This window comes from Achromobacter spanius (assembly GCF_002966795.1).
Lineage (GTDB): Bacteria > Pseudomonadota > Gammaproteobacteria > Burkholderiales > Burkholderiaceae_B > Achromobacter > Achromobacter spanius_D.
Window position 1 is genome coordinate 3,899,971 of record NZ_CP023270.1, and the last position, 19,825, is coordinate 3,919,795.

The 19,825-nt window shown below is 67.2% G+C and carries 19 protein-coding genes; 7 read left to right on the top strand and 12 right to left on the bottom strand.

Annotated elements, in window-relative coordinates; genetic code table 11:
• Nucleotides 1-302: 302 nt before the first annotated feature.
• The 3 genes from CLM73_RS17490 to hpaI all read left to right on the top strand — a co-directional run bounded on the left by CLM73_RS17490 (nt 303) and on the right by hpaI (nt 2,487).
• Nucleotides 303-983, top strand: a complete 681-nt coding sequence (locus CLM73_RS17490) for a hypothetical protein (RefSeq protein ID WP_105239510.1) — start codon at nt 303-305, stop codon at nt 981-983.
• Nucleotides 984-1,185: 202 nt separating this feature from the next.
• Nucleotides 1,186-1,647 carry a homoprotocatechuate degradation operon regulator HpaR gene (gene hpaR, locus CLM73_RS17495; RefSeq protein WP_105239511.1) on the top strand — a complete coding sequence of 154 codons (462 nt, stop codon included), beginning with the start codon at nt 1,186-1,188 and terminating at the stop codon, nt 1,645-1,647.
• Nucleotides 1,648-1,686: 39 nt separating this feature from the next.
• Complete coding sequence (hpaI, locus tag CLM73_RS17500; RefSeq protein ID WP_105239512.1) at nt 1,687-2,487, top strand: 4-hydroxy-2-oxoheptanedioate aldolase; 801 nt, start codon at nt 1,687-1,689, stop codon at nt 2,485-2,487.
• 137 nt (nt 2,488-2,624) lie between these two features.
• Here hpaI and CLM73_RS17505 read toward each other — a convergent pair whose 3' ends face one another.
• From CLM73_RS17505 to CLM73_RS17525, 5 genes are all read right to left on the bottom strand, one after another.
• Complete coding sequence (locus tag CLM73_RS17505; protein WP_234015661.1) at nt 2,625-5,051, bottom strand: TonB-dependent siderophore receptor; 2,427 nt, start codon at nt 5,049-5,051, stop codon at nt 2,625-2,627.
• Nucleotides 5,052-5,138: 87 nt separating this feature from the next.
• On the bottom strand, nt 5,139-6,122 hold the full coding sequence (locus CLM73_RS17510; RefSeq protein ID WP_105239513.1) for a FecR domain-containing protein: 984 nt from the start codon (nt 6,120-6,122) through the stop codon (nt 5,139-5,141).
• Complete coding sequence (locus CLM73_RS17515) at nt 6,122-6,655, bottom strand: sigma-70 family RNA polymerase sigma factor (protein ID WP_234015662.1); 534 nt, start codon at nt 6,653-6,655, stop codon at nt 6,122-6,124. The genes CLM73_RS17510 and CLM73_RS17515 overlap by 1 nt, the downstream gene beginning before the upstream one ends.
• Nucleotides 6,656-6,733: 78 nt before the next feature.
• Entirely contained in the window at nt 6,734-7,714 is a 981-nt protein-coding gene (locus CLM73_RS17520; protein WP_105239515.1) for a Bug family tripartite tricarboxylate transporter substrate binding protein, read from the bottom strand.
• Nucleotides 7,715-7,777: 63 nt separating this feature from the next.
• Complete coding sequence (locus tag CLM73_RS17525; protein ID WP_105239516.1) at nt 7,778-8,671, bottom strand: MBL fold metallo-hydrolase; 894 nt, start codon at nt 8,669-8,671, stop codon at nt 7,778-7,780.
• Between the two features lie 120 nt (nt 8,672-8,791).
• On the opposite strand from CLM73_RS17525, the gene CLM73_RS17530 reads away from it, so the two are divergent.
• Nucleotides 8,792-9,763: a LysR family transcriptional regulator gene (locus CLM73_RS17530; protein WP_105239517.1), complete on the top strand. Its 972-nt coding sequence runs from the start codon at nt 8,792-8,794 to the stop codon at nt 9,761-9,763.
• Nucleotides 9,764-9,837: 74 nt separating this feature from the next.
• Here CLM73_RS17530 and CLM73_RS17535 read toward each other — a convergent pair whose 3' ends face one another.
• Nucleotides 9,838-10,557 (bottom strand): SDR family oxidoreductase, encoded by a 720-nt coding sequence (locus CLM73_RS17535; protein ID WP_056562724.1) that lies wholly within the window; start codon nt 10,555-10,557, stop codon nt 9,838-9,840.
• A gap of 140 nt (nt 10,558-10,697) precedes the next feature.
• Complete coding sequence (gene alr, locus CLM73_RS17540) at nt 10,698-11,825, bottom strand: alanine racemase (RefSeq protein ID WP_105239518.1); 1,128 nt, start codon at nt 11,823-11,825, stop codon at nt 10,698-10,700.
• Nucleotides 11,826-11,974: 149 nt separating this feature from the next.
• Here alr and hpnC point away from each other — a divergent pair, with 149 nt between their 5' ends.
• Genes hpnC through hpnE form a run of 3 tightly spaced genes read left to right on the top strand, consistent with a single transcriptional unit; the run spans nt 11,975 to nt 15,001 of the window.
• Complete coding sequence (gene hpnC, locus CLM73_RS17545) at nt 11,975-12,805, top strand: squalene synthase HpnC (protein ID WP_105239519.1); 831 nt, start codon at nt 11,975-11,977, stop codon at nt 12,803-12,805.
• A gap of 13 nt (nt 12,806-12,818) precedes the next feature.
• A complete protein-coding gene (gene hpnD, locus CLM73_RS17550) occupies nt 12,819-13,682 on the top strand; it encodes a presqualene diphosphate synthase HpnD (protein ID WP_105239520.1) in 864 nt (287 codons plus the stop codon).
• The gene (gene hpnE, locus CLM73_RS17555; RefSeq protein ID WP_105239521.1) at nt 13,679-15,001 is read left to right on the top strand and encodes a hydroxysqualene dehydroxylase HpnE; all 1,323 of its coding nucleotides are present in this window, start codon (nt 13,679-13,681) and stop codon (nt 14,999-15,001) included. Before hpnD ends, hpnE begins: the two co-directional genes overlap by 4 nt.
• A 40-nt stretch (nt 15,002-15,041) precedes the next feature.
• On the opposite strand, the gene CLM73_RS17560 is transcribed toward hpnE, so the two are convergent.
• The 5 genes from CLM73_RS17560 to CLM73_RS17580 all read right to left on the bottom strand — a co-directional run bounded on the left by CLM73_RS17560 (nt 15,042) and on the right by CLM73_RS17580 (nt 19,775).
• Nucleotides 15,042-15,500: a carboxymuconolactone decarboxylase family protein gene (locus CLM73_RS17560; RefSeq protein ID WP_105239522.1), complete on the bottom strand. Its 459-nt coding sequence runs from the start codon at nt 15,498-15,500 to the stop codon at nt 15,042-15,044.
• 66 nt (nt 15,501-15,566) lie between these two features.
• Entirely contained in the window at nt 15,567-16,553 is a 987-nt protein-coding gene (locus tag CLM73_RS17565) for a Bug family tripartite tricarboxylate transporter substrate binding protein (RefSeq protein ID WP_105239523.1), read from the bottom strand.
• Nucleotides 16,554-16,618: 65 nt separating this feature from the next.
• Entirely contained in the window at nt 16,619-17,623 is a 1,005-nt protein-coding gene (locus CLM73_RS17570) for a cyclase family protein (protein WP_105239524.1), read from the bottom strand.
• A gap of 54 nt (nt 17,624-17,677) precedes the next feature.
• The gene (locus tag CLM73_RS17575) at nt 17,678-18,883 is read right to left on the bottom strand and encodes a CaiB/BaiF CoA transferase family protein (RefSeq protein ID WP_105239525.1); all 1,206 of its coding nucleotides are present in this window, start codon (nt 18,881-18,883) and stop codon (nt 17,678-17,680) included.
• Nucleotides 18,884-18,932: 49 nt separating this feature from the next.
• Nucleotides 18,933-19,775 carry an HpcH/HpaI aldolase/citrate lyase family protein gene (locus CLM73_RS17580; RefSeq protein ID WP_105239526.1) on the bottom strand — a complete coding sequence of 281 codons (843 nt, stop codon included), beginning with the start codon at nt 19,773-19,775 and terminating at the stop codon, nt 18,933-18,935.
• Between the last annotated feature and the right edge of the window lie 50 nt (nt 19,776-19,825).

The following is a 19,825-nucleotide window of genomic DNA, read 5'->3' on the forward strand; positions in this document are numbered from 1 at the left end:
GCACGGCCGTTACATGATGCAAACACAAGAAATTTCCTGCCCGATCCGTTGCAAATCGCGCATAATCGCCAAGTGCAGCGCATATTGTCGAACCGTCCCAACCGGACGGCATACTCCACGATGGACGTCCTTGCGACGCACTGCGTGGGGAATCGCGGCGCAATCACTCGCGGCCTTTCACGAGACCGCCCGAACCGGAACATGACCCCAGCACGACCAGACGCCGGACCACTGGCGCGGCGCACGCAAAGGTCAAACGCGGATACGCTGTGCCACCCGGCGTATGTGCGAGGAGTACGCGCATGAGCATTACCTATCGCCCCCCTTTTGACGAAGACGATGAACGGGATCTGCGCGCTCTGTACCGCAAGCCGGGTCCCGGCGCCAATCCGGAACTGGATGCCGCGGTACGACGCAGATGGCACCCCGGCCATAGCTGGCATCCCGGTTGGGGCGCCGCCGCCTGCGCCGTGATGGTCGCCGGCCTTTTTGCATGGACCGACATGCGCGAGGCCATCGACGACACCGAGCCCCAGATGCAACTGGTGGCCGTTCAAGAAAGCGACTCCGCGCAGGATGCGTCGTCCGCGTCCGCCACGCCGGCCAGCGATCCGTCGCCCCTGCGCCGCGTCGTCGCCCTGCAGCAGGAGCCGGTTGCCCCGGCCCAGCCCGCCGTGATGCAACCCCCAGCGCCACAATCTGCGACGACGTCGACCACCATGGCCGCTGCGCCCGCCGAGCTGGCTCCCGCCGCCACTGAAACGGCCGCGCAGGCACCCGCTCAGGAAACGCCTGCGGAGGCGCAGCAGGTCGCCGCCTTCACCGAGCAGGATATCGAGGCGCGCGTCGCCCAGATACGCGGCCTGATCGTGGACGACCGCGAAGAAGATGCCGTGCAGGCGTTGCGCGAGTTGCAGCGCGGCGCGCCTGATTTTGCCCTGCCGGACGACTTGCAGGAGCTGTCCCGCCAGAACCCCGCGTGACACCTGGGGCCGGCCGCGCGCCGGCCCCGATGCTTTGCCCCCGCCACGGCCCCTGCGCTGGCCTCGACTCAGGCCCTGCTCCGGCCCCTGTTTTTCCCTCCTCACCTGACCCCTGCCCCGGCCCGTCGCCCCGCCGACGCAGGCCGCGCGCGGGCTTGAAGAATTGAGCATTTTTTGGGCGGCTCTTGCTAACATAGCCGCCATGAGTCCGAGCTTCCACCACCGCAATCTTCCCCATTTGCTGCTCTACGCGCGCGAAACGCTGATGGCGCATTTCCGCCCGATTCTGCACGCAGCCGGCGTCACCGAACAGCAATGGCGGGTCTTGCGCACGCTGAGCGAGGTGGGCTCCCTGGAACCCAATCAGATCGCCCGCGCCTGTCAGATCCTGAGCCCCAGCCTCACGCGCATGCTGGCCGGCATGGAAGAGCAAGGGCTCATCAAGCGCACGCGCTCCAGCGCCGACCAGCGCCGCCAGGAAATCTCCCTGACCGCCAAGAGCAACAAGCTCATCGACCGCATGAGGCCTCAGGTCGACGCGAAGTACCAGGAAATCGAAGAACGGATCGGCAAGGAGTTGCTGGAGCGCCTGTACACCGATGTGGACGCCATGGTCGACCTCATCAAGCGCGACGGCCCCACGCGCGATGCCGGTACGCCCTGAACGTCAACCCTCCTCCCTCTTCCACGCGATCCCCTGTTCATGGACCTCCTGACCAATACGTTCAAGCAAGCCCTGCGCGACGGCAAACCTCAGATCGGCCTGTGGGCCGGCCTGGCCAGCGCCTATACCTCGGAAATCCTTGCCGGCGCCGGATTCGACTGGTTGCTGATCGATGGCGAGCACGCGCCCAACACGCTGGACTCCACCCTCGCCCAATTGCAGTCCGTGGCGGCATATCCGGTCGCGCCCGTGGTGCGTCCGGCCTGGAACGACCCGGTGCAGATCAAACAGATTCTGGACACGGGCGCGCAGTCGGTGCTGGTGCCCATGATCCAGTCGGCGCAAGAAGCCGCCGCCGCCGTGGCGGCCGTGCGTTATCCGCCGCAGGGCATCCGCGGCGTGGGCAGTGCGCTGGCGCGCGCGTCGCGCTGGAACCGCATTCCCAACTACCTTGAGCGCGCCAACGACCAGATGTGCGTGCTGGTGCAGATCGAGACCCCGGATGGCATCGCGGCGCTGGACGAGATTCTTGCCGTGGACGGCGTGGATGGCGTCTTCATTGGACCGGCCGACCTGTCGGCCAGCATGGGCTATCTGGGCCAGCCGGAGCATCCCGTGGTCGAGAAGACAATTGACGACGCCATCGCGCGCATCGTGCGGTCCGGCAAGGCGGCTGGCATCCTGCACAGTGGCGTGACGCAGGCCAGGCACTACCTGTCCCTGGGCGCGACCTTCGTGGCAGTGGGCGTCGATGCGGTGCTGCTGGCGCGCGCGGCCGAAGCGTTGGCAGGCGAGTTCAAGGAACTGGCCGCGGTCGCCGCGAGCAAGGGTCCGTACTGACGCGCACGCCGGCGCGGCCGCGGCATCCAGCGTGTCGTACCAAGCCAGCGCAATGCCGGTCAGCGCCACCACGCAGAGAAAGCCGGCCAGCACCAGGCCGTTTCAGCGATGCAGCCGCAGCAGTGCGGCGCGTAAGCTCACCAGCGGTAACTCACCGTGCCGATGATGCGGCGCGGCTCGCCGTAGTCGCACACGCCGTTGTAGCAAATCGACGGGAAGTAGGTCTTGTCCGTCAGGTTGGTGACGTTGAGCGCATACAGCCACGGGCCGCTTTCATAACTGACGCGCGCATCGATCAGCGTGTAGCCCGCGCCGCCTAGTGAACCGCTGGACGGCCGGTCGGGACGCGCCGACACATAGCGCACGCCGGCGCCGGCCTTCAGGCCCATCAGCACCCACTCCGACAGATTTACGTCGGTCCACAAGGACGCCGCGTGACGGGGCGTGTTGAAGCGCTCGCCCTCTTCGCCCGGCAGATTGCTCTTGACCACCCGCGCGTCGGTGTACGTGTAGGCGGCAATCACATCGACCTGCGGCGTGACGCGTGCGCGCGCCTCGAGCTCCAGGCCGCGCGAGCGCACCTTGCCCGTCTGCACCAGGAAGGTCGGATCGACCGGATCCGGCGTAAGCACGTTCTTGCGCTCCAGATTGAACAGCGCCGCGCTCAGCATGATGTCCTGGCCGGCAGGCTGGTAGCGGATGCCGACTTCGTACTGCGTTCCGCGGCTGGGCTCGAAGCTGCCTTCGGTGCGGTCGCGCCCGCTGGTGGGTTCGAACGACTGGCTGAAGCTGACATACGGCGCCAGGCCGTTGTCCGCCAGATAGACCACGCCGGCGCGGCCGGTGAACGCGGTGTCCTTGTCGTTCGAATTGGTCGACGGCGCGTGCAAGGCGCGGTTCTCGGCGCGCACGTTGTCATACCGGCCGCCCAGCAGCACCACCACCTTGTCCGCGATCTTCAGCTGATCCTGCAGGTAGATGCCAAGTCGATGCTCGGTGTTGCGGCGCTGCTGCCAAGGCAAGACCACGACGTCGCCAGGTATATACACCGGATCGAAGACGTCGATGGGCCGCAGATTGCCGCGCAGGCGATCGCTGTTGTAGGTCGAGCGCGTGTAGTCGAAGCCCGCAAGAATGGTCTGCGTCACAGCACCCGTCTGGAACCGTTTCTCGATGTTGGTGTCGATCGTCTGCACGGTCGTGCGGTCGTCGAAGCCGCGCGCCGAACGCGCCACCCGCCGCGGCGTCGCGGCGTCCACGTCGCCTTGCAGCAGCACGTAGCGCATGTGGAGGTCCGCGTCGTAGTAGCGCATCGACGTACGGAATTTCAGCGTGTCATTGAACGCATGCTCGATCAGCACGGCCAGCGACGTCGACTCGACATCGAAGCGGTTGTTGTTGGGCTCGCCCAGAAAGCGCGAGCGCGGGATCTGTCCGTTCGGGTTGGTCCAGAGCGAGCCGGTGACCGGCACTTCCGTCGGATTGATCGTCTTGATGCGCTGATAGTTGGCCAGCAGCGTGACCGAGGTGGCCGCTGACGGGCGCCACGTCAACGCGGGCGCGATGTAGGTGCGATCGTCGGCGCTGTAGTCGATGAATTGCTTGCTCTCTCGGAACAGGCCGGTCAGGCGATAGGACCACACTCCGGCTTCGTCGATCGGACCGCCGATGTCCGCCGAAATCTGCCGGCGGTCATAACTGCCGCCGTCCAGATTGATCTCTCCCATCGTTTCGCTGGGCGGACGCTTGGTCACGGTATTGACGATGCCACCCGGCGCCGCGGCCCCATACAGCACCGATGACGGCCCCCGCAGCACTTCGACCCGCTCCAGCCCGTACGGCTCCTGCTTGCCGTTGTATTGATTGATCATGTAGCGCATGCCGTCGCGGAAGTAGCTGCCGGTCTGCGGATTGGCCTCGAAACCGCGGATGCTCATCGTGTCTTCGAACATCGAACTCTTGGCGACGATGCCGGGCATGATGCCGGGCGTATAGCCCAGCGCCTCTTGCAGGTTCTGCGCCTTCTGATTGCTGATCTGCGCGGCGCTCACCACCGAGATCGACTGCGGCGTTTCGATGATCGGCGTATCGGTCTTGGTGGCCGTGGCGCTGTTCGTGGCGGCGATGCCCAGCACCGGGCCATCCGGTCGTTCGAGCTGTGCGGTCACCGCGATCGGTTCCAGCATCGTCACGTCCTGGCGTCCCTGCCGCAGGACGAAACCGCCATCGGACAGGCGTTCGGCCACAAGACCGGTGCCGGTCAGCAGCGCCGCCATCCCGGCCTCGGGCGAATACCGGCCGCGCACGCCGGGGCTCTGCCGGCCGCTGCTCAGATCACCGTGGCCGCTGACAAAGAGGCCAGCCTCGGCGGAAAACAGGTTGAGCACCTGGCTCAACGGTCCGGCCGGGATGTTGTATTCGCGGACCTGCGTTTGTGCGGTCTGCGCATACACAGCGCTCAGGGGCGCCCCGCCGCCAAGCATCACGCCGATGGCAAGCGCCAACGGGGCGATGCGCGCGCGGCGGATCGGACGGATGGGAAAAACAGGGAGGGGGTTGGTCATGCCACGGATCCGCGATATGGGTGTTGAATTGCCCATAGGCCGGATGAGCGCGGCAAAAGCGGCAAACTATTTTGTAACAGCGCGGGTTCAGCGGGCCTGGAGTGTCGTCCACCAAGGCAGCGGCTGGCTGATACGCACCGGCAGGGCCTCGGTTAACAGGCGCAACGCGCGGTCGCTGTCATGCAGCGGGAATGTGCCTGTCACACGCAAGTCCGCCACGTCGCCGGCACAGCCGAGATGACCGCGGCGGTAGCGCGCCAGTTCCGCCACCACCCGCGCCAGCGGCGCCTCCTCGAATTGCACGATGCCGCGCGTCCAGTTGTGGTCGTCGGCCCGCAGCGCTGCAGGCGCGTCGATGCCTTGCGATCCGCCGCGCATCCGCATGCCGGCGTCGACCCGAACGCCAGCGGGCGGCGCGCCCGCGAAATGCGCCTGCACCGCGCCCTCCAGCACGGCGAGCGTGGTTTCGCCGTCAAGACTGCGCACGTTGAACCGCGTGCCCAGCGCCTGCAACCGCCCTTCTGGCGTGTCCACCACAAACGTGCGCCCTGGGTCGGCCGCGGTGGCGATCATGATTTCGCCGCGCAGCAGCACCAGGCGGCGCTGGTCGCGGGTGAAATCGACCTTCACGGCGGTATCGGTATTGAGTTGAATCTGGGAGCCGTCGGCAAGCCGGATTTCTTTCGATCCGCCCACCGGTGTGACCAAGTCCGCCTGCCATGCCGCCCAGGTTCGGCGGCCGGCCGGCGATTGAGCCACGCCCAGGCCCAAGAGTCCCGCCGCGCCCGCGATCAGCGCAACCGTCAACAGCCGGCGGCGCTCGCGCCGGCCCTGCGCGGCGGCATTGAGGCTGGCCACGCTGGCCTCGCGGCCCATCGGCTGCGCGATCAGCGCATCGAACTGCGCGCCCACGTCCTCGACGCGTTGCCATGCCCGGCGATGCGCGTTGTCGGCATCCATCCACACCTGCCAGCTTGCACGCTCCTGCTCGCTGGCCGCCCCCGAACTCAGCAGCGCATACCAATGCGCGGCGGCCTCAAGAATGCGCGGGTCGACGGCGGCGGCGCCCATCACCGCCCTGCCTCATCGCCGTGCAGGTCGGTGTCGAGCAGAAAGCACAGCATCGCCTGCGCGATGTCGTTGCGCACCGTCCGCTCGGACACGCGCAGCTCCGCCGCAATGGCCGGATGCGTCATGCCGTGGATGCGGTGCATCAGGAACGCGGCGCGCGCGCGCACGCCCAGGCGATGCAGCTTTCGGTCGATTTCGACCAACGCCTGGAGCGCCTGGAGTTGCACTTCGGGGGATGGGTGGGTGACCTCGGGACGCGCTGCCAACGTTTCTGCCCACGCGAGTTCGATATCGCGGCGGCGCCAGAAATCGACCAGCAGGCCGCGCGCGATGGTGGTCAGGAATGCGCGCGGCTCGCGAACATCGGCAAGCGGACGCCGTCGCGCAAGCAAGGTCAGGAACGTGTCCTGCGTCAGGTCGGCTGCCTGATGATTATCCTGAAGACGGCGATTCAGCCAATTCTGCAACCAGCCGCAATGCGCGGTGTACAGGGCGGAAAGCGATGCGCCAACTGCGTGCTCTCGGTCCGACACGGCGAGCATCCATAATGGAAATGATAGTTATTATTATACAAACCTGGATGACCGCAGCGCGGCGGTGGCGGTGCGTCTTCAGTCCAGCACCACGCCCGACTCTCGCACTGCGGATTCCCATTGCCGGGCCTCGTCGTGCCACGACGTGCCGAACGATGCGGGCGTGTCCTGTCCGGGAACGAAGCCGTTGGCAAGATAGGCCTGCCGCACCTCGGGCAGACCCAGCACCTCGTGCAGGACGGCTGCAAAGCGCGCGATGCGGTCCGGCGGCGTGCCCTTCGGCGCGGCAAGGCCCCACCAGTTGCCCTGCACTGCGTCCGGCATGCCGGCCTCTTTTGCGGTGGGCACGTCGGGCAGCCCTGCAAACCGCTCGGGCGAAGCCACCGCCAACGCCCGGACCTTGCCCTGCGGCACATAGGCGGCCGCGACGCTGTAGCCGCCGATGTAGAGCTGCACCTCGTTGGCCAGGAGCGCCTGCACACCCGGCGCCGCTCCCCGGTAGGCAATGTGCGTCATGTCCGCGCCCATCGCTTTGGACAGCCGGTACGCCGACAAGTGCGGCGTCGTGCCCATGCCTGGCGAACCGTAATTGAGCTTGCCCGAGTGCGCGCGTGCGTACTGCTGGAACTGCCGCCAGTCGGCAGCCGGCGCCTGCGCGCTGACGTAGACGAAGGCGGGCACGTCCGCCAGCTTGCCCACCGGCGCCAGATCGGTCAGCGGATCGAAGCCGAGCTTGCGGTACAGGAACTGATTGATGACGAAGTTGTTGGCCGCGCCCAGCACCAGCGTATAGCCGTCGGGCTTGGCGCGCGCTACGTCCTGCATGCCGATGTTGCCGCCCGCGCCGGTCTTGTAGTCCACCACCACGGGCTGGCCCAGGCGCTTTTCCAGCAGCGGCTGGATCTGACGCAAGGCGATGTCGCCCGCCGCGCCCGGCGCATACGGCAGCACCACGCGGATGGGATGCTCGGGATACTGGGCGCTGGCTGCAAGCGGCACCAGGACCAGGGCCGGGGCCAGCGCGGCCAGGACGGATACGGCACAAGCTCGATATGGCATCGTGTTCTCCCTGGCCGTCCCGGCAACGCTTCCCGGGCGGCCGGCCTTGCAACGTTGCGGGTGCTACAGGTCGATACGCATCAGATCGTGGGCCAGACGCAGCGGACCCGGGTAGTGCTTGCGGATGTCGGACACGATCTCGTCCATCAGGTGCGGGCCCATGAGTTCCACGGGCAGATGCTTGGCCGCCGCGCGCTTGAGGACCGGACTGGTGGAATCGAAGTGGCCGAAGTGCGTGGCCACCAGGCTTTTCACATTGGCCTCGCGCGCGATCTTGCCCAGGTCCGTCGGGCTGGTGTGGGCATAGGTGCCGACGCCGGTCTTGGCGCGATGCGCGATGAACGACTCGGGAAAGGTGCACTCGTGGATGAGCAGATCGGCATCCTTGGCCAGGCGCACCATCGCCGCACAGGGCGCGGTATCGCCGCTGAAGGCGATGACCTTGCCTTCCGCCTCGACACGCACGCCGAAACACTCGCAGACATCGCGCGGAATGTGTTCGACCCAGTCCACCGAAATGCGCACCTTGTCGTCCTCGAACACCATGCCGGGACTCACCTCGCGCACCACGGGCCGCATCGCTTCCAGGTTGCGCTGGCGAACGGGATAGGCGGCGCGCGCCTGATAGTCCGTGTGATACGCGCCGTTCTCGAACAGGTGGTCCACGAAGTGCTTCGTGCCCTTCGGGCCCAGCACCAGCGGCGAGCCTTCCTTGTTGAGGATCCAGCTTGAAATGACGAAATACGGGTAGTCGCAGATGTGGTCATGGTGCAGGTGGGTCAGGAAGACGAACCCCACCTTGGCGGGATCAACGTTGGCGCGCACCATCTGGCGCGTCGCGCCCTCGCCGCAGTCGAACAGGTAGTGACGGTCGTCGTCCAGCGTCAGCAGAATCGCGGACTGCGCCCGGTCGGGATCCGGCAACGCCGCGCCAGTCCCCAGCATGGTGATCTTCATCGGCAACCTCTCTGGTCAGAAGCATGGGCTCGCATGAGCACGAAACCAGTATAGGAACGGGGTGCATACCGAACGATCAATTATTAGAATGCTGTGAAAACCGTTAGGAATCAGTGCGCCATGCCCGCCAGCCCCCGCATTCCCGACCTGCGCCATATCAGTGGACGCCTGCGCCTGCGCCACCTTGACCTGCTGCACGCGCTGCACGCGCTGGGCAGCGTCCACAAGGCGGCGGCGCGGCTGGGCATGACTCAGCCCGCGGCCAGCAAGCTCTTGCTGGAACTGGAGGACATGTTCGGCGTCCCGCTGTTCGTGCGTTCGCGGCGGGGCATCACGCCGACCGCTTTCGGGCAGGCGCTTGCCGGCAAGACGGACGTGCTGCTGGCCGATCTGGCCGGCGCGCGCAACGAGATCGCGGCCTTGGCCGCCGGCGCGCGCGGCCGCATCCGGGTCGGGGTGCAGCCGGTGGCCCTGCCCGTGCTGGTGCCGCGCGCCATCCAGCGCATGCGCGAACACAATCCCGGCGTCACCGTCATGCTGCACGAGGGCGCGCACGATGCGCTGCTGGACAGCCTGGCCCGCGGTGAACTCGACTGCGTACTGGGCCGGCTGATGCTGGATGCCGCCCAGGCAGTGTTCCGCACCGAAGTGCTATACGAAGAACCGATATGCGTGGTGGCGCGCAAGGGGCATCCGCTGGCGCGGTCGACCCGCATCACCGCCGCGGCGCTTGCGAGTCAGGACTGGATCCTGCCGCCGCCGGACGCACCCTTGCGCCAGCGCATCGACGCCTATTTCGCGCAACAGGGCCTGGCCCTGCCCGCCCCCGTCGCCGAATCGGTATCGTTGCTGGCCAACGAAGTCCTGCTGCGCGGCGCGGACATGCTGGCCGCCATGCCGCGCGCCGTCGCCCACCACTACGCGGAGCTGGGCGTGCTGGCGATCCTGAAGTTCAAACCGGACTGGAGCCTGCCGGCGGTGGGCGTCGTGCAGCGGGCGCACGTGGAACCGACGGCGGCACTGGCCCATTTCCTGGACGCCTTGCGCAGCCAGGCCCGCGAATTGCAGGGCGTGCCGCAGGCACCCGGCTGAGCGCCGCCGCGCTCGCGCCAGCCAAAAAAAACGCACCCCGTGGGGTGCGTTGTTCAGGCATGGATCGGCAATGTTCAGGAGCGGCCAGCCAGACTGCCGCCGCCGTCCACGCCCAGCACCTGACCGGTAATGAAGCCGGCGTCGTCCGACAGCAGGAAGGCGATGGCGGCGGCCACTTCGGCCGGGGTGCCCAGACGTTTCATGGGAACGGAGGCCAGGGCCCGCTTTTCGTTGTCGCTGCCGGCGGGCCGGGTGGCGCGGAACATTTCGGTTTCGATGGGACCCGGCGCCACCGCATTGGCCGTGACGCCGTATTCGGCCAGTTCCAGCGCCCAGGTGCGGGTGCAGCCCACCAGCGCGCTCTTGGCCGCCGAATACGCGGTGCGGTCCAGCGCGCCGTGGATGGAGCGGCTGACCACGTTGACGATGCGGCCGGCGCGGCGCACCTTCATGGATTCGATGAACGCCTGCGTCACCTGCACCGCCACGCGCACGTTCAGGTCCAGCACGTTGTACAGCGTGGCGAGGTCGATTTCGCCCAGCGGTTGGGGCGACACAAGGCCCACATTGTTGACGACGGCGTCGACGGGAAATTTTTCGCGGATTTCGCGCAGGACTTCTTCGGTGCGGCCGGCATCGGCCAGATCACAGGCGTACAGATAGCCCGGGAAATCGACATCGGTCGTGTTGCGCGCGATACCAACCACGTGACAGCCCATGTCGGACAACCGCTGAGTAAGCGCCCAGCCTATGCCTTTGGTGGCGCCCGTAATGAGCACGCATTTGTCCTTCATGGATTGAAACCTCGCAGTCTGTTTTCTTGGTCAAAAACGGGCGCCTGAGCGCCCGGTTTCCAAAGTAGACACCATCCGGCGCCGCCTGTCTTGTCATTTGCGCAGCAATTCTTGCCCACCGGACGCGGCGCCGCGGCGGGTCAGGCGTCCCGGGTGACCGGGACGCGCGGGGCCAGGGCGCACAGCAGTTCATAGCCGATGGTGCCGGCCGCGCTGGCCACTTCGTCCACCGAGGGGCCGTCTTCGCCCCACAGCGACACCGGCGAACCGACCCCGGCGGACGGCACGGGGCCCAGATCCACGACCAGCATGTCCATGGACACCCGTCCCAGCAGCTGGGTCCGGATGCCGGCGACCACGACCGGCGTGCCGGTGGTGGCGTGGCGCGGGTAGCCGTCGGCGTAACCGCAGGCCACGATGCCCAGGCGCATGGCGCGTTCGGCGCGGAACAGCGCGCCGTACCCGACCGAGTCACCGGCCTTGATTTCCTGCACCGCAATGATTTCGGAGCTGAGCGACATGGCCGGCTTTAAGCCGAACGAGGAGGCGTCGGCATCCGCGAAGGGCGACGCGCCGTAGAGGCAGATGCCCGGCCGCACCCAGTGCGTCTGGCTTTCGGAGCCGACGGCGATGTCGGCAAAGCGCAAGGCGGCGGCCGAATTGCACACGCTGATCGCCCCGGGCAGCTTATGCGTCACCGAATTGAAGACGCTGAGTTGTTCGTTCACGCCTTGCGGGCCATCGGCGCAGGCGAAATGGGTCATTTTGCCGACCGAGCCCAGCGTGCCCTGCTGCTGCAACAGCGCGGCGCGCTCGTAGGCGGCGGGATAGGCCGCCGGGCTGAAACCCAGCCGGTTCATGCCGCTGTTGAGCTTGAGCATGATGTCCACGCGGCGCGACAGGCGCGCGCGGGCCAGCATGTCGAGCTGATCACGGTGGTGGACGGTGCTGCTGAGGTGGTAGCGGTCGACGATATCGAGGTCGGACGGGTTGAAAAACCCTTCCAGCAGCAGGATCGGTCCGCCCCAGCCGGCTTCGCGGCAACGCACGGCTTCTTCGAGGTCCAGCATGGCCAGGCCTTGGGCCTTGGAAAAGCCCGCCACGGCCTGTTCGATGCCGTGCCCGTAGGCGTTGGCCTTGATGACGGCCCAGATCGACGGCGGCAGCCCGGCAGCCGCGGCGGCGGTCTGGTCCAGGTGGCGGCGCACGGTGGCCAGATTGTGCGCAAGAGCGGAAACGGAAACGGTGGCGGATATGGGGCGCGGCATGTTGTGAGATCCTGTGGCGTCCAAGTCTAACTGATCGCCGTCCCGGGCGGCGGTGCGCCGGATCAAGCGCGGGCGACTACTCTAAAATGAGACCGTTTTCCGCTTTGCGCCGTCTTTGCAGGTCCGATCCTGCCCACTGGCCTCTTTTTATGTCCATCGATCACTACGAGAATTTTCCCGTTGCCTCGCTGCTCTTGCCGCGCAGGCTGCGCGGCGCCGTGACCGATATCTACCGGTTCGCCCGCGCCGCGGACGACATTGCCGACGAAGGCAGCGCCACCGACGAGGAGCGCCTGGCCCAGCTTGCCGCGTTCCGCACGGAATTGCATCGCATCGGCGCCGAACCCGGCACGCCCCCGGCGCCCGGCCTGCCGCCTTTGTCCGACATCTTTGCGCCGCTGGCGCAGACGATCGCCCGGCACCAGTTGCCGATCACGCCGTTCTACGACCTGCTGTCTGCCTTCGAGCAGGACCTGACGGTCAAGCGCTACGAGGACTACCCCACTCTTATGGATTACTGCAGCCGCTCGGCCAACCCGGTCGGGCGCCTGATGCTGCACCTGTTCGACGCCAGCACACCGCAGAACCTGACCGAGTCCGACGCCATCTGCACCGGACTGCAGCAGGTGAACTTCTGGCAGGACGTGCGGGTGGACTGGCACAAGCACCGCGTCTACCTGCCGCAGGAAGACCTGCGTCGCCACGGCGTGTCGGACGAAGACCTGGCCGCCTGCCGCTTGACGCCGGCGTGGCGCGAGCTCATGGCCTTCCAGGTCGACCGCACACGCGCGCTGCTACACTTCGGCGCTCCGCTGGCGCGCCGCCTGCCGGGCCGCATCGGCCTGGAGCTGCGCCTGGTGGTGCAAGGCGGGCTGCGCGTCCTGGAGCGGATCGAGGCGAGCGGCTACGATGTATTCATGAATCGCCCCGAATTGGGCGCCAAAGACTGGGCCATCATGTTGTGGCGCTCCATCAAGTAACAGGCCGTGCCTAATGACCCCTGACGAGTATTGCCAGGAAAAAGCCGCCAAAAGCGGTTCCAGCTTCTACTATTCCTTCCTGTTCCTGCCTCCCGAGCGCCGGCGCGCCATCACGGCCCTGTATGCGTACTGCCGCGAAGTGGACGACGTGGTCGACGAATGCACCGATCCGTCCCTGGCGCGCATCAAGCTCGCGTGGTGGCGCACGCAGGTCGACCAGATGTTCGACGGCAAGCCCGACCATCCCGTCACGCGCGCGCTGCAGCCGCATCTGGAAAGCTGTTCGATCACCCGCGCCCGCCTGCTGGCCGTGATCGACGGCATGGAAATGGATCTGGACCAGACCCGCTACCTGGACTGGCCCGGCCTGCGCAAGTATTGCTGGCACGCGGCCGGCGTCGTGGGCGAACTGTCCGCCGGCGTGTTTGGCTATTCCGATCCCAAGACGCTGGTCTACGCCGAAAAACTGGGCCTGGCGTTCCAGATGACCAACATCATCCGCGACGTGGGCGACGATGCCCGCCGCGGCCGCATCTACATTCCGGTCAACGACATGCAGCAGTTCGAGGTCAAGGCCTCGGACATCCTGAATGGCGAGTATTCCGATCGCTTCACCGCGCTGATGAAGTTCCAGGCCGACCGTGCCCGCGAACTCTACCGCGAGGCGATGAGCAACCTGCCCGAGGCCGACCGCCGCTCGCAGCGTCCGGGACTCATGATGGCCGCCATCTACCATGCGCTGCTCGACGAGATCGAGCGCGACAACTGGCAGGTGCTGCACCAGCGCATTTCGCTCACCCCTTTGCGCAAACTCTGGCTCGCCTGGAAAACCTGGGTGGGCGGCGGACGCGGACTGGTCCGCCGGTTGGCCCGGTGAAGGCGGCGGTCATTGGCGCAGGCTGGGCCGGCTTGGCGGCCAGCGTCGCGCTGCGCGAAGCCGGCGCCAAGGTCACGGTATTCGAGGCTGGGCACACCCCCGGAGGACGCGCGCGGCGCGTCTTTCACGGCGACTTCGAAGCGCCGCTGGACAACGGCCAGCACCTCTTGTGCGGCGCCTACAAGGAAACCCTGGCGCTGATGCGCCGCGTGGGCCGCAACCCGGACGCCCTGCTGATGCGGCGTCCCTTGCGCCTGGCAAGCCTGGACGGCCGCTTCAACCTGTCTGCCCCGCGCCTGCCGGCGCCGCTGCACATGGCCTTGGCCGTCCTGCGCGCGCGTGGCGTCTCGTGGAACGACCGGCTTGCGATGCTGCGCCTGATGCGCGGCTTGAAGACCATGTCCTGGTCGCCGCCGCGCGACTGGACCGTGCTGCAACTGCTGCACTATCACGCACAGTCCGACGTGCTGATCCGGAGAATGTGGGAGCCCCTATGCCTGGCCGCGCTCAACACGCCGATCGCCACGGCCAGCGCCGTGTTGTTTGCCCGCGTGCTGCGCGATAGCCTGGCCGGCGCGCGCGAAGACAGCGATCTGCTGCTGCCGTGCACGGACCTGTCGGCGCTGTGGCCCGACGCCGCGGCGCGCCAGGTCACCATGCGCTATGGCAGCACGGTGCGCCAGCTGCATCCGTCCGCCGACGGCATCGACATCAACCAGGAACGCTTTGACGCGGCCGTGCTGGCCGTGCCGCCCACCTTCGCCGCGCGCCTGTTGGATGGTCCGCTACGCGAGGCCGGCGCCACGGGGCTGCTGGATGCGCTCAAGGCCTTTGACTATCTGCCCATCGCCACGCTGAACATCCGCCTGGCCGGCCCGTGGCGGCTGCCCGAGCCGATGATGATGCTGCGCGAAGATGCGGCCCGCGGTCATGCCGGCCAATGGCTGTTCGATCGCGCCCGGCTCGCGGGCGACACCAAGGCCGGGGAACTGGCCGTGGTGGCCAGCGCGGCAATCGGCATGAGCGAACGCAACCGGCGGCAGGTGATTGAAGCCCTGATCGATCAGGTGGCCGAACAGGCCGCCGCGCATCCGCTGCGGCTGCCGCCGATGCCCGAGGTGGCAGCGGCCGAACTGTTCATTGAAAAGCGCGCGACGTTTGCAGCGGTGCCGGGCCTGACCCGCCCGCTGAACTCCACGCCATGGCCCACGCTGGCATTGGCGGGCGACTGGACGGACACCGGCTATCCCGGCGTGCTGGAAGGCGCGGTGCGCAGCGGCCTGCAGGCGGCTCGCGTGCTCAATCCGCGTTCGGACTAGAAAGATCAGGCGGGCAGGCAGCCCGCCCTTTGCGCACAGGTCAGGCCGGCTTTGTGCCGAACTGGTCGGCCTGGCGCGGGTCTGCCGCTGCCAGGTCGTAGCCGATCTGCCCGGCGACCTCGCGCAGGATGTTCTGCGCAAGATTGAAGGCCGTGTTGGCCGCCGGCACGCCCGCATAGATTGCGTTCTGCAGCAGCACTTCCTTGAGTTCGTCCGGCGTCAGGCGCGAGGCATCCTGTGCCGTCAAGGCGGCGCGCACGTGCAATTCAAATTCTTCCCAACGGCCCAGCGACAACGTCACCGCCAGCACCATCATGCGGCGCGCCTTGTGCGGCAGGCCGGGACGGCTCCAGATATCGTGCCAGGCATAACGCGTGATCATGTTCTGGTAGTCGGCCGTGAACGTGGTGGCGCGATCCAGCGAGCGCTGCACCCATTCATCGCCCAGCACGGCGCGGCGGTTTTCCAGGCCGCGCTCGAAATCGTCTTCCCGGCTCATCTGGTCAATCTCCATTCGGATCGGGGGCTGGCGCGCGCAAACGATGCCGCGCCCTCCCCCGAAGGATCAATTCACCTGGATGTTATTGGTTTTCACGACCTCGGCCCAGCGAGTCTGTTCCGCGTCGACAAACTTGGCAAAGTCGGCGGCGCTGCTGCCGACCGGCGTCAGGCCCAGCTTGGCGAGCTTCTCGCGGGTATCGGGACGCGCCAGCGCCTTTTGCACGAGTTCCTGCAGCTTGGCCACGACTTCGGGGCTGGCGTTGGCAGGCAGGAAGAAGCCGTTCCACTCGACCACGTTGAAGTTCTTGATGCCGGCTTCGCCCACGGTCGCCACGTTGGGCAGTTCAGGCATGCGCTGCGTCGACGAGACCGCCAGCGCCTTCAGCTTGCCGCCGGTGACGTAGTTCAGGCTGGACGCGGCGTTGGCGAAGTAGACGTCGACCTGACCGCCCATGACGTCGACGATGGCCGGCGCGCCGCCCTTGTAGGGCACGTGCACCATATCCAGGCCCGCATCCTTCTTGAGCAGCTCGGCAGCCATCTGCGCCAGGCTGCCCGGTCCGTAGGACGCGAACGTCAGGCGGCCGGGCTTGGCGCGCGCGGCATCAATGAAGTCCTGCAGGTTGTTGAAGCTGGAACCGGGCGCGGCCACCAGAATGTTGGGCACGCTGACGGCCTGCGAGACCGGAACGAAGTCCTTCTTGGCGTCATAGGGCAGCTTGCGCAGCACCGGATTGATCGAGAAGGACGACGCGTCGTACAGCACCGTGTAGCCATCGGGCTTGGCCCGCGCCACGAACGCCGCGCCGATGGAGCCGCTGGCGCCGCCCTTGTTCTCGATCACCACGCTCTGACCGGCGACTTCGCCCATGCCTTGCGCGATGATGCGCGCGGCGTTGTCCGCGCCGCCACCGGCGGAATACGGCACCACCACGGTGATGGGCTGCTCGGGGTAGCCGGCGGCGTGTGCGCTGCCAAACGTGGCGGCCAGGCCGATGGCGGCGGCCAGCGGGCGAATTGCGGCCAGGGCCGTGCGACGGGTTTTCTTCATGTGTGCTCCTCGGGTCTCCCCTGCGGGGATGTTCGATCGGTCAAGGGTCGTGGCGCGAGCCGTCGTCAGACGGTCGCGATGGGGTTGACCGGCGCGCCGACCAGACCGGGCACGTACATGGGCGCCGCGGTCAGGAAAAAGGCATGCCGGCCGTGCTGGCGCAACCATTGCGCCAGCGGGGTCAGGTGCCAGAGCTCGCCCAAGGGCAGGCCCAGCTTGAAAAGACATTGCTCGTGCAGGGGCAGCAGCGGCCCCTTGCCCGTGTCCAGGTGATGGTTGCGCAGTTCGACCGCGTGGTTGTCGGCGGCGATGGCCGCGATCCGGCTGTCCTTGATCCACGCCAAGAGGTCCGCATCGCCGCCGTCCAGCACGCAGCAGCTCGTCTTGAGCCGCTCCTGCTCGTCGTCGCCCAGCGTCAGCGCCAGGTCGGCCAACCCAGTGTGCAGGCACAGCACATCCCCCGGCCGGACTTCCACGCCATCGGCGCGCATGACGTCCATCAGCTCGCGGTAGGACACCTTGCGCTGCGCATCGCCGAAATGGGCGCGCAGGTCCACCATGACGCCGCGCCCCTGAATGCCGTGGCGCGCCATGGGCGCGATGGACAGGTCGCGGGTGCCGGTAAAGCCTTCGGTAGCGGGCTCGCTGACGGCGAAGCCGTTGTAGCCGGTGGGCTGCGGCTGGCCGGTGCCCTGCGCGTCGTACATCGAGCCCACATGGCCCAGCGCGTCCCATTGCGTGGAGTACTGAGGCGACAGCGTGACGCGGTCGTCGCTGATGACGTCGGTGGCGCCGGGCACGTCGCGGTCCAGTGGATAGCGGTAGACGGGCACGCCGTTCTTTTCGGCGGGCTGGATCACCGGACCCTTGCGGCGCGGGTTGAGCACCGGCGCGCGCGGCACGGTCAGCGGCAGGCTGAGCGAAAACGACATCCCGGTGCGGATTTCAGCAACCGCGGCCAGACGCGCCTGCACGTCCAGGTGGTTGAGCGTGCCCAGTTGGTCATCGTGTCCGAAATCGCCCCAGTTCGATCCGTCCGGGCGGCGCACATACCGTTGCGCTTGATCCATGATTTCTGTCTCCTCGCCCTTTTGCCGGACGCTTCTTGTCTTGGTTGTTACTGCTTATTGCACCACGGAGGTGTGCAGCAATTGGTCGATTTCGTCCGCGGTGTATCCCAGAGCGGACAGAATTGTGCGGCTGTGCTCACCGAGGCCCGGCGCGGCGCGCACGGCGCCATCGGGCACGCCGCTTTCCGCGGCCCCGCCAAACTGCGCCCATTGCGCCAGACCGAGGTAATTGCCCGCCTTCTCGCTGTGGTACGGGCGCATGAATCCCATCGCCTCCACCTGCGGGTGGTCGAACATGTCCTCGACCGGCCGGACCTCCGCGCAAGGCACGCTTTGGCCGAAGCGCTCGGCCCATTCACGGGCCGATGCGCGCGCCAGGGCCTCGCGCACCAGCGGGATCAGCACCGCCGCCTGCGCCGCGCGCTTTTTCACGGTGTCGTAGTCGGGATGGTCGGCCAGATCCTGCAGGTCCAGATGGCCGCACAGCGCACGCCAGAAATGCGGCGTGTTGGCCGAGATGTACAGATGGCCCTCACGCGTGGGATGGATGCCGGTGATGCCGCCCGAGCGCATGTCGCGTTCGATGCTGCGCGGCTCGCCCTCGGCCCAGACCAGGCGGGCCGATTGCATGGCCAGCGCGCTGCCCAGCAGCGACACTTCGATGGCCTGCCCGCGCCCGGTTTTCTCGCGTTGATAAAGCGCGGCGGACACGCTGTTGGAGATCAGCGCGGCGCCGTAGTAGTCGACCACCGACCCGTACAGCACTTCGGGCGGGCCGTCGGGCTTGGCCTGCGCCGCGCACATGCCGGTCATCGACTGCAGCACCTGGTCGTAGCCCGCGTGGCGCGCCATCGGACCGGCCGCGCCGTAGCCCGTCATCGCGCAATAGATCAGGCGCGGGTTGATGGCAGCCAGCGTGGCGAAGTCGATGCGCAGCCGCTCCGGCACGCCGGGGCGGAAATTGTGGACCAGCACGTCGGCCTCGCGCACCAGCCTGACCAGCACCTCGTAACCCGCCTCATCTTTCAGGTTGAGGCACAGACCGCGCTTGTTGCGGTTGATGCCCAGAAAGGCGCGGCTCTCGGCCGGCAGCGTCGACGGGTACTTGCGCAGGTTGTCGCCTTCGGGCGGCTCGACCTTGATCACGTCGGCGCCCATGTCGCCCAGCAAGGCGCAGCCGTACGGACCCGCGATGTAGGCGCTGAGGTCCAGCACCTTGACGCCGGCCAGCGGCAACTGAGCGGGGGTTTCAATTTCCATCATGCAATTCATCCGATAAAAAGCTCGGCCGCGAATAGCGCAGGCCGTTTCAGGCGGCGCGTCCTGCCGCCAGCAGGACGTCGCGGGCGCGCCGCACGAAGGGCGCGTCGATCATCTTGCCGTCCAGCACAAATGCGCCCACCCCTTCCTGCGCCTGGCTTGCCGCGACGATCCGTTCGGCCGCGTCGATCTCTTCGGCGCTGAATCCGAAGACCTCGTTGGCAATGGCGATCTGACTGGGGTGCACGCAGGATTTGCCCAGGAAACCCAGCGAGCGCGCCAGTTGCGCCTCGGCGCGGAAGCCCTCGGCGTCGCGCACGCGGGCATAGGCGGCGTCCATGGCGTACTTGCCCGCGGACCCCGCGCCCAGCCGCAACGCCAGCATCACCGCGCGCAGGGTCTCGGGCTGGTAGCGATCGATACCCAACGGTTCGAACAGGTCGGCCAGCCCCAATTGCAGGCCCGCGACGCGCGGGTGCGCTGCCAGCTCGGCCGCGCGGGCCAGTGCCAGCGGCGTTTCGACGGTGACCAGCAATTCGCCCTCGAAGCCGGCCGTGGCGGCGTGATCGGCGGCCTCGTGCAGCGCGTCCGCGGACTCGACCTTGGGCAGATTCAACAGGTCGATCGGCGAGCGTCCCAGCGCGTCCAGGTCGTCCGCGAAGTACGGCGTGTCCGACGCATTGACGCGAACGATAATTTTCTTGGGATGTTGGGCTTGTGCCGCCTGAAAGGCGGGCGATCCCAGCCAGGCGGCCAGCTCGGCACGCGCGGCCGGCTTGCGCGCCGGTGCGACCGCGTCCTCCAGATCGAAGGACAGCGCATCGGCTTCGCTGGCCATGGCTTTGTCGAATAGTTCCGGGCGTGACGCCGGCACGAAAAGCTTACTTTTCATTATGGTCTCCTGGCCGCATTGTGACCGTGCGGCACGCCGCCAGGGGAAAG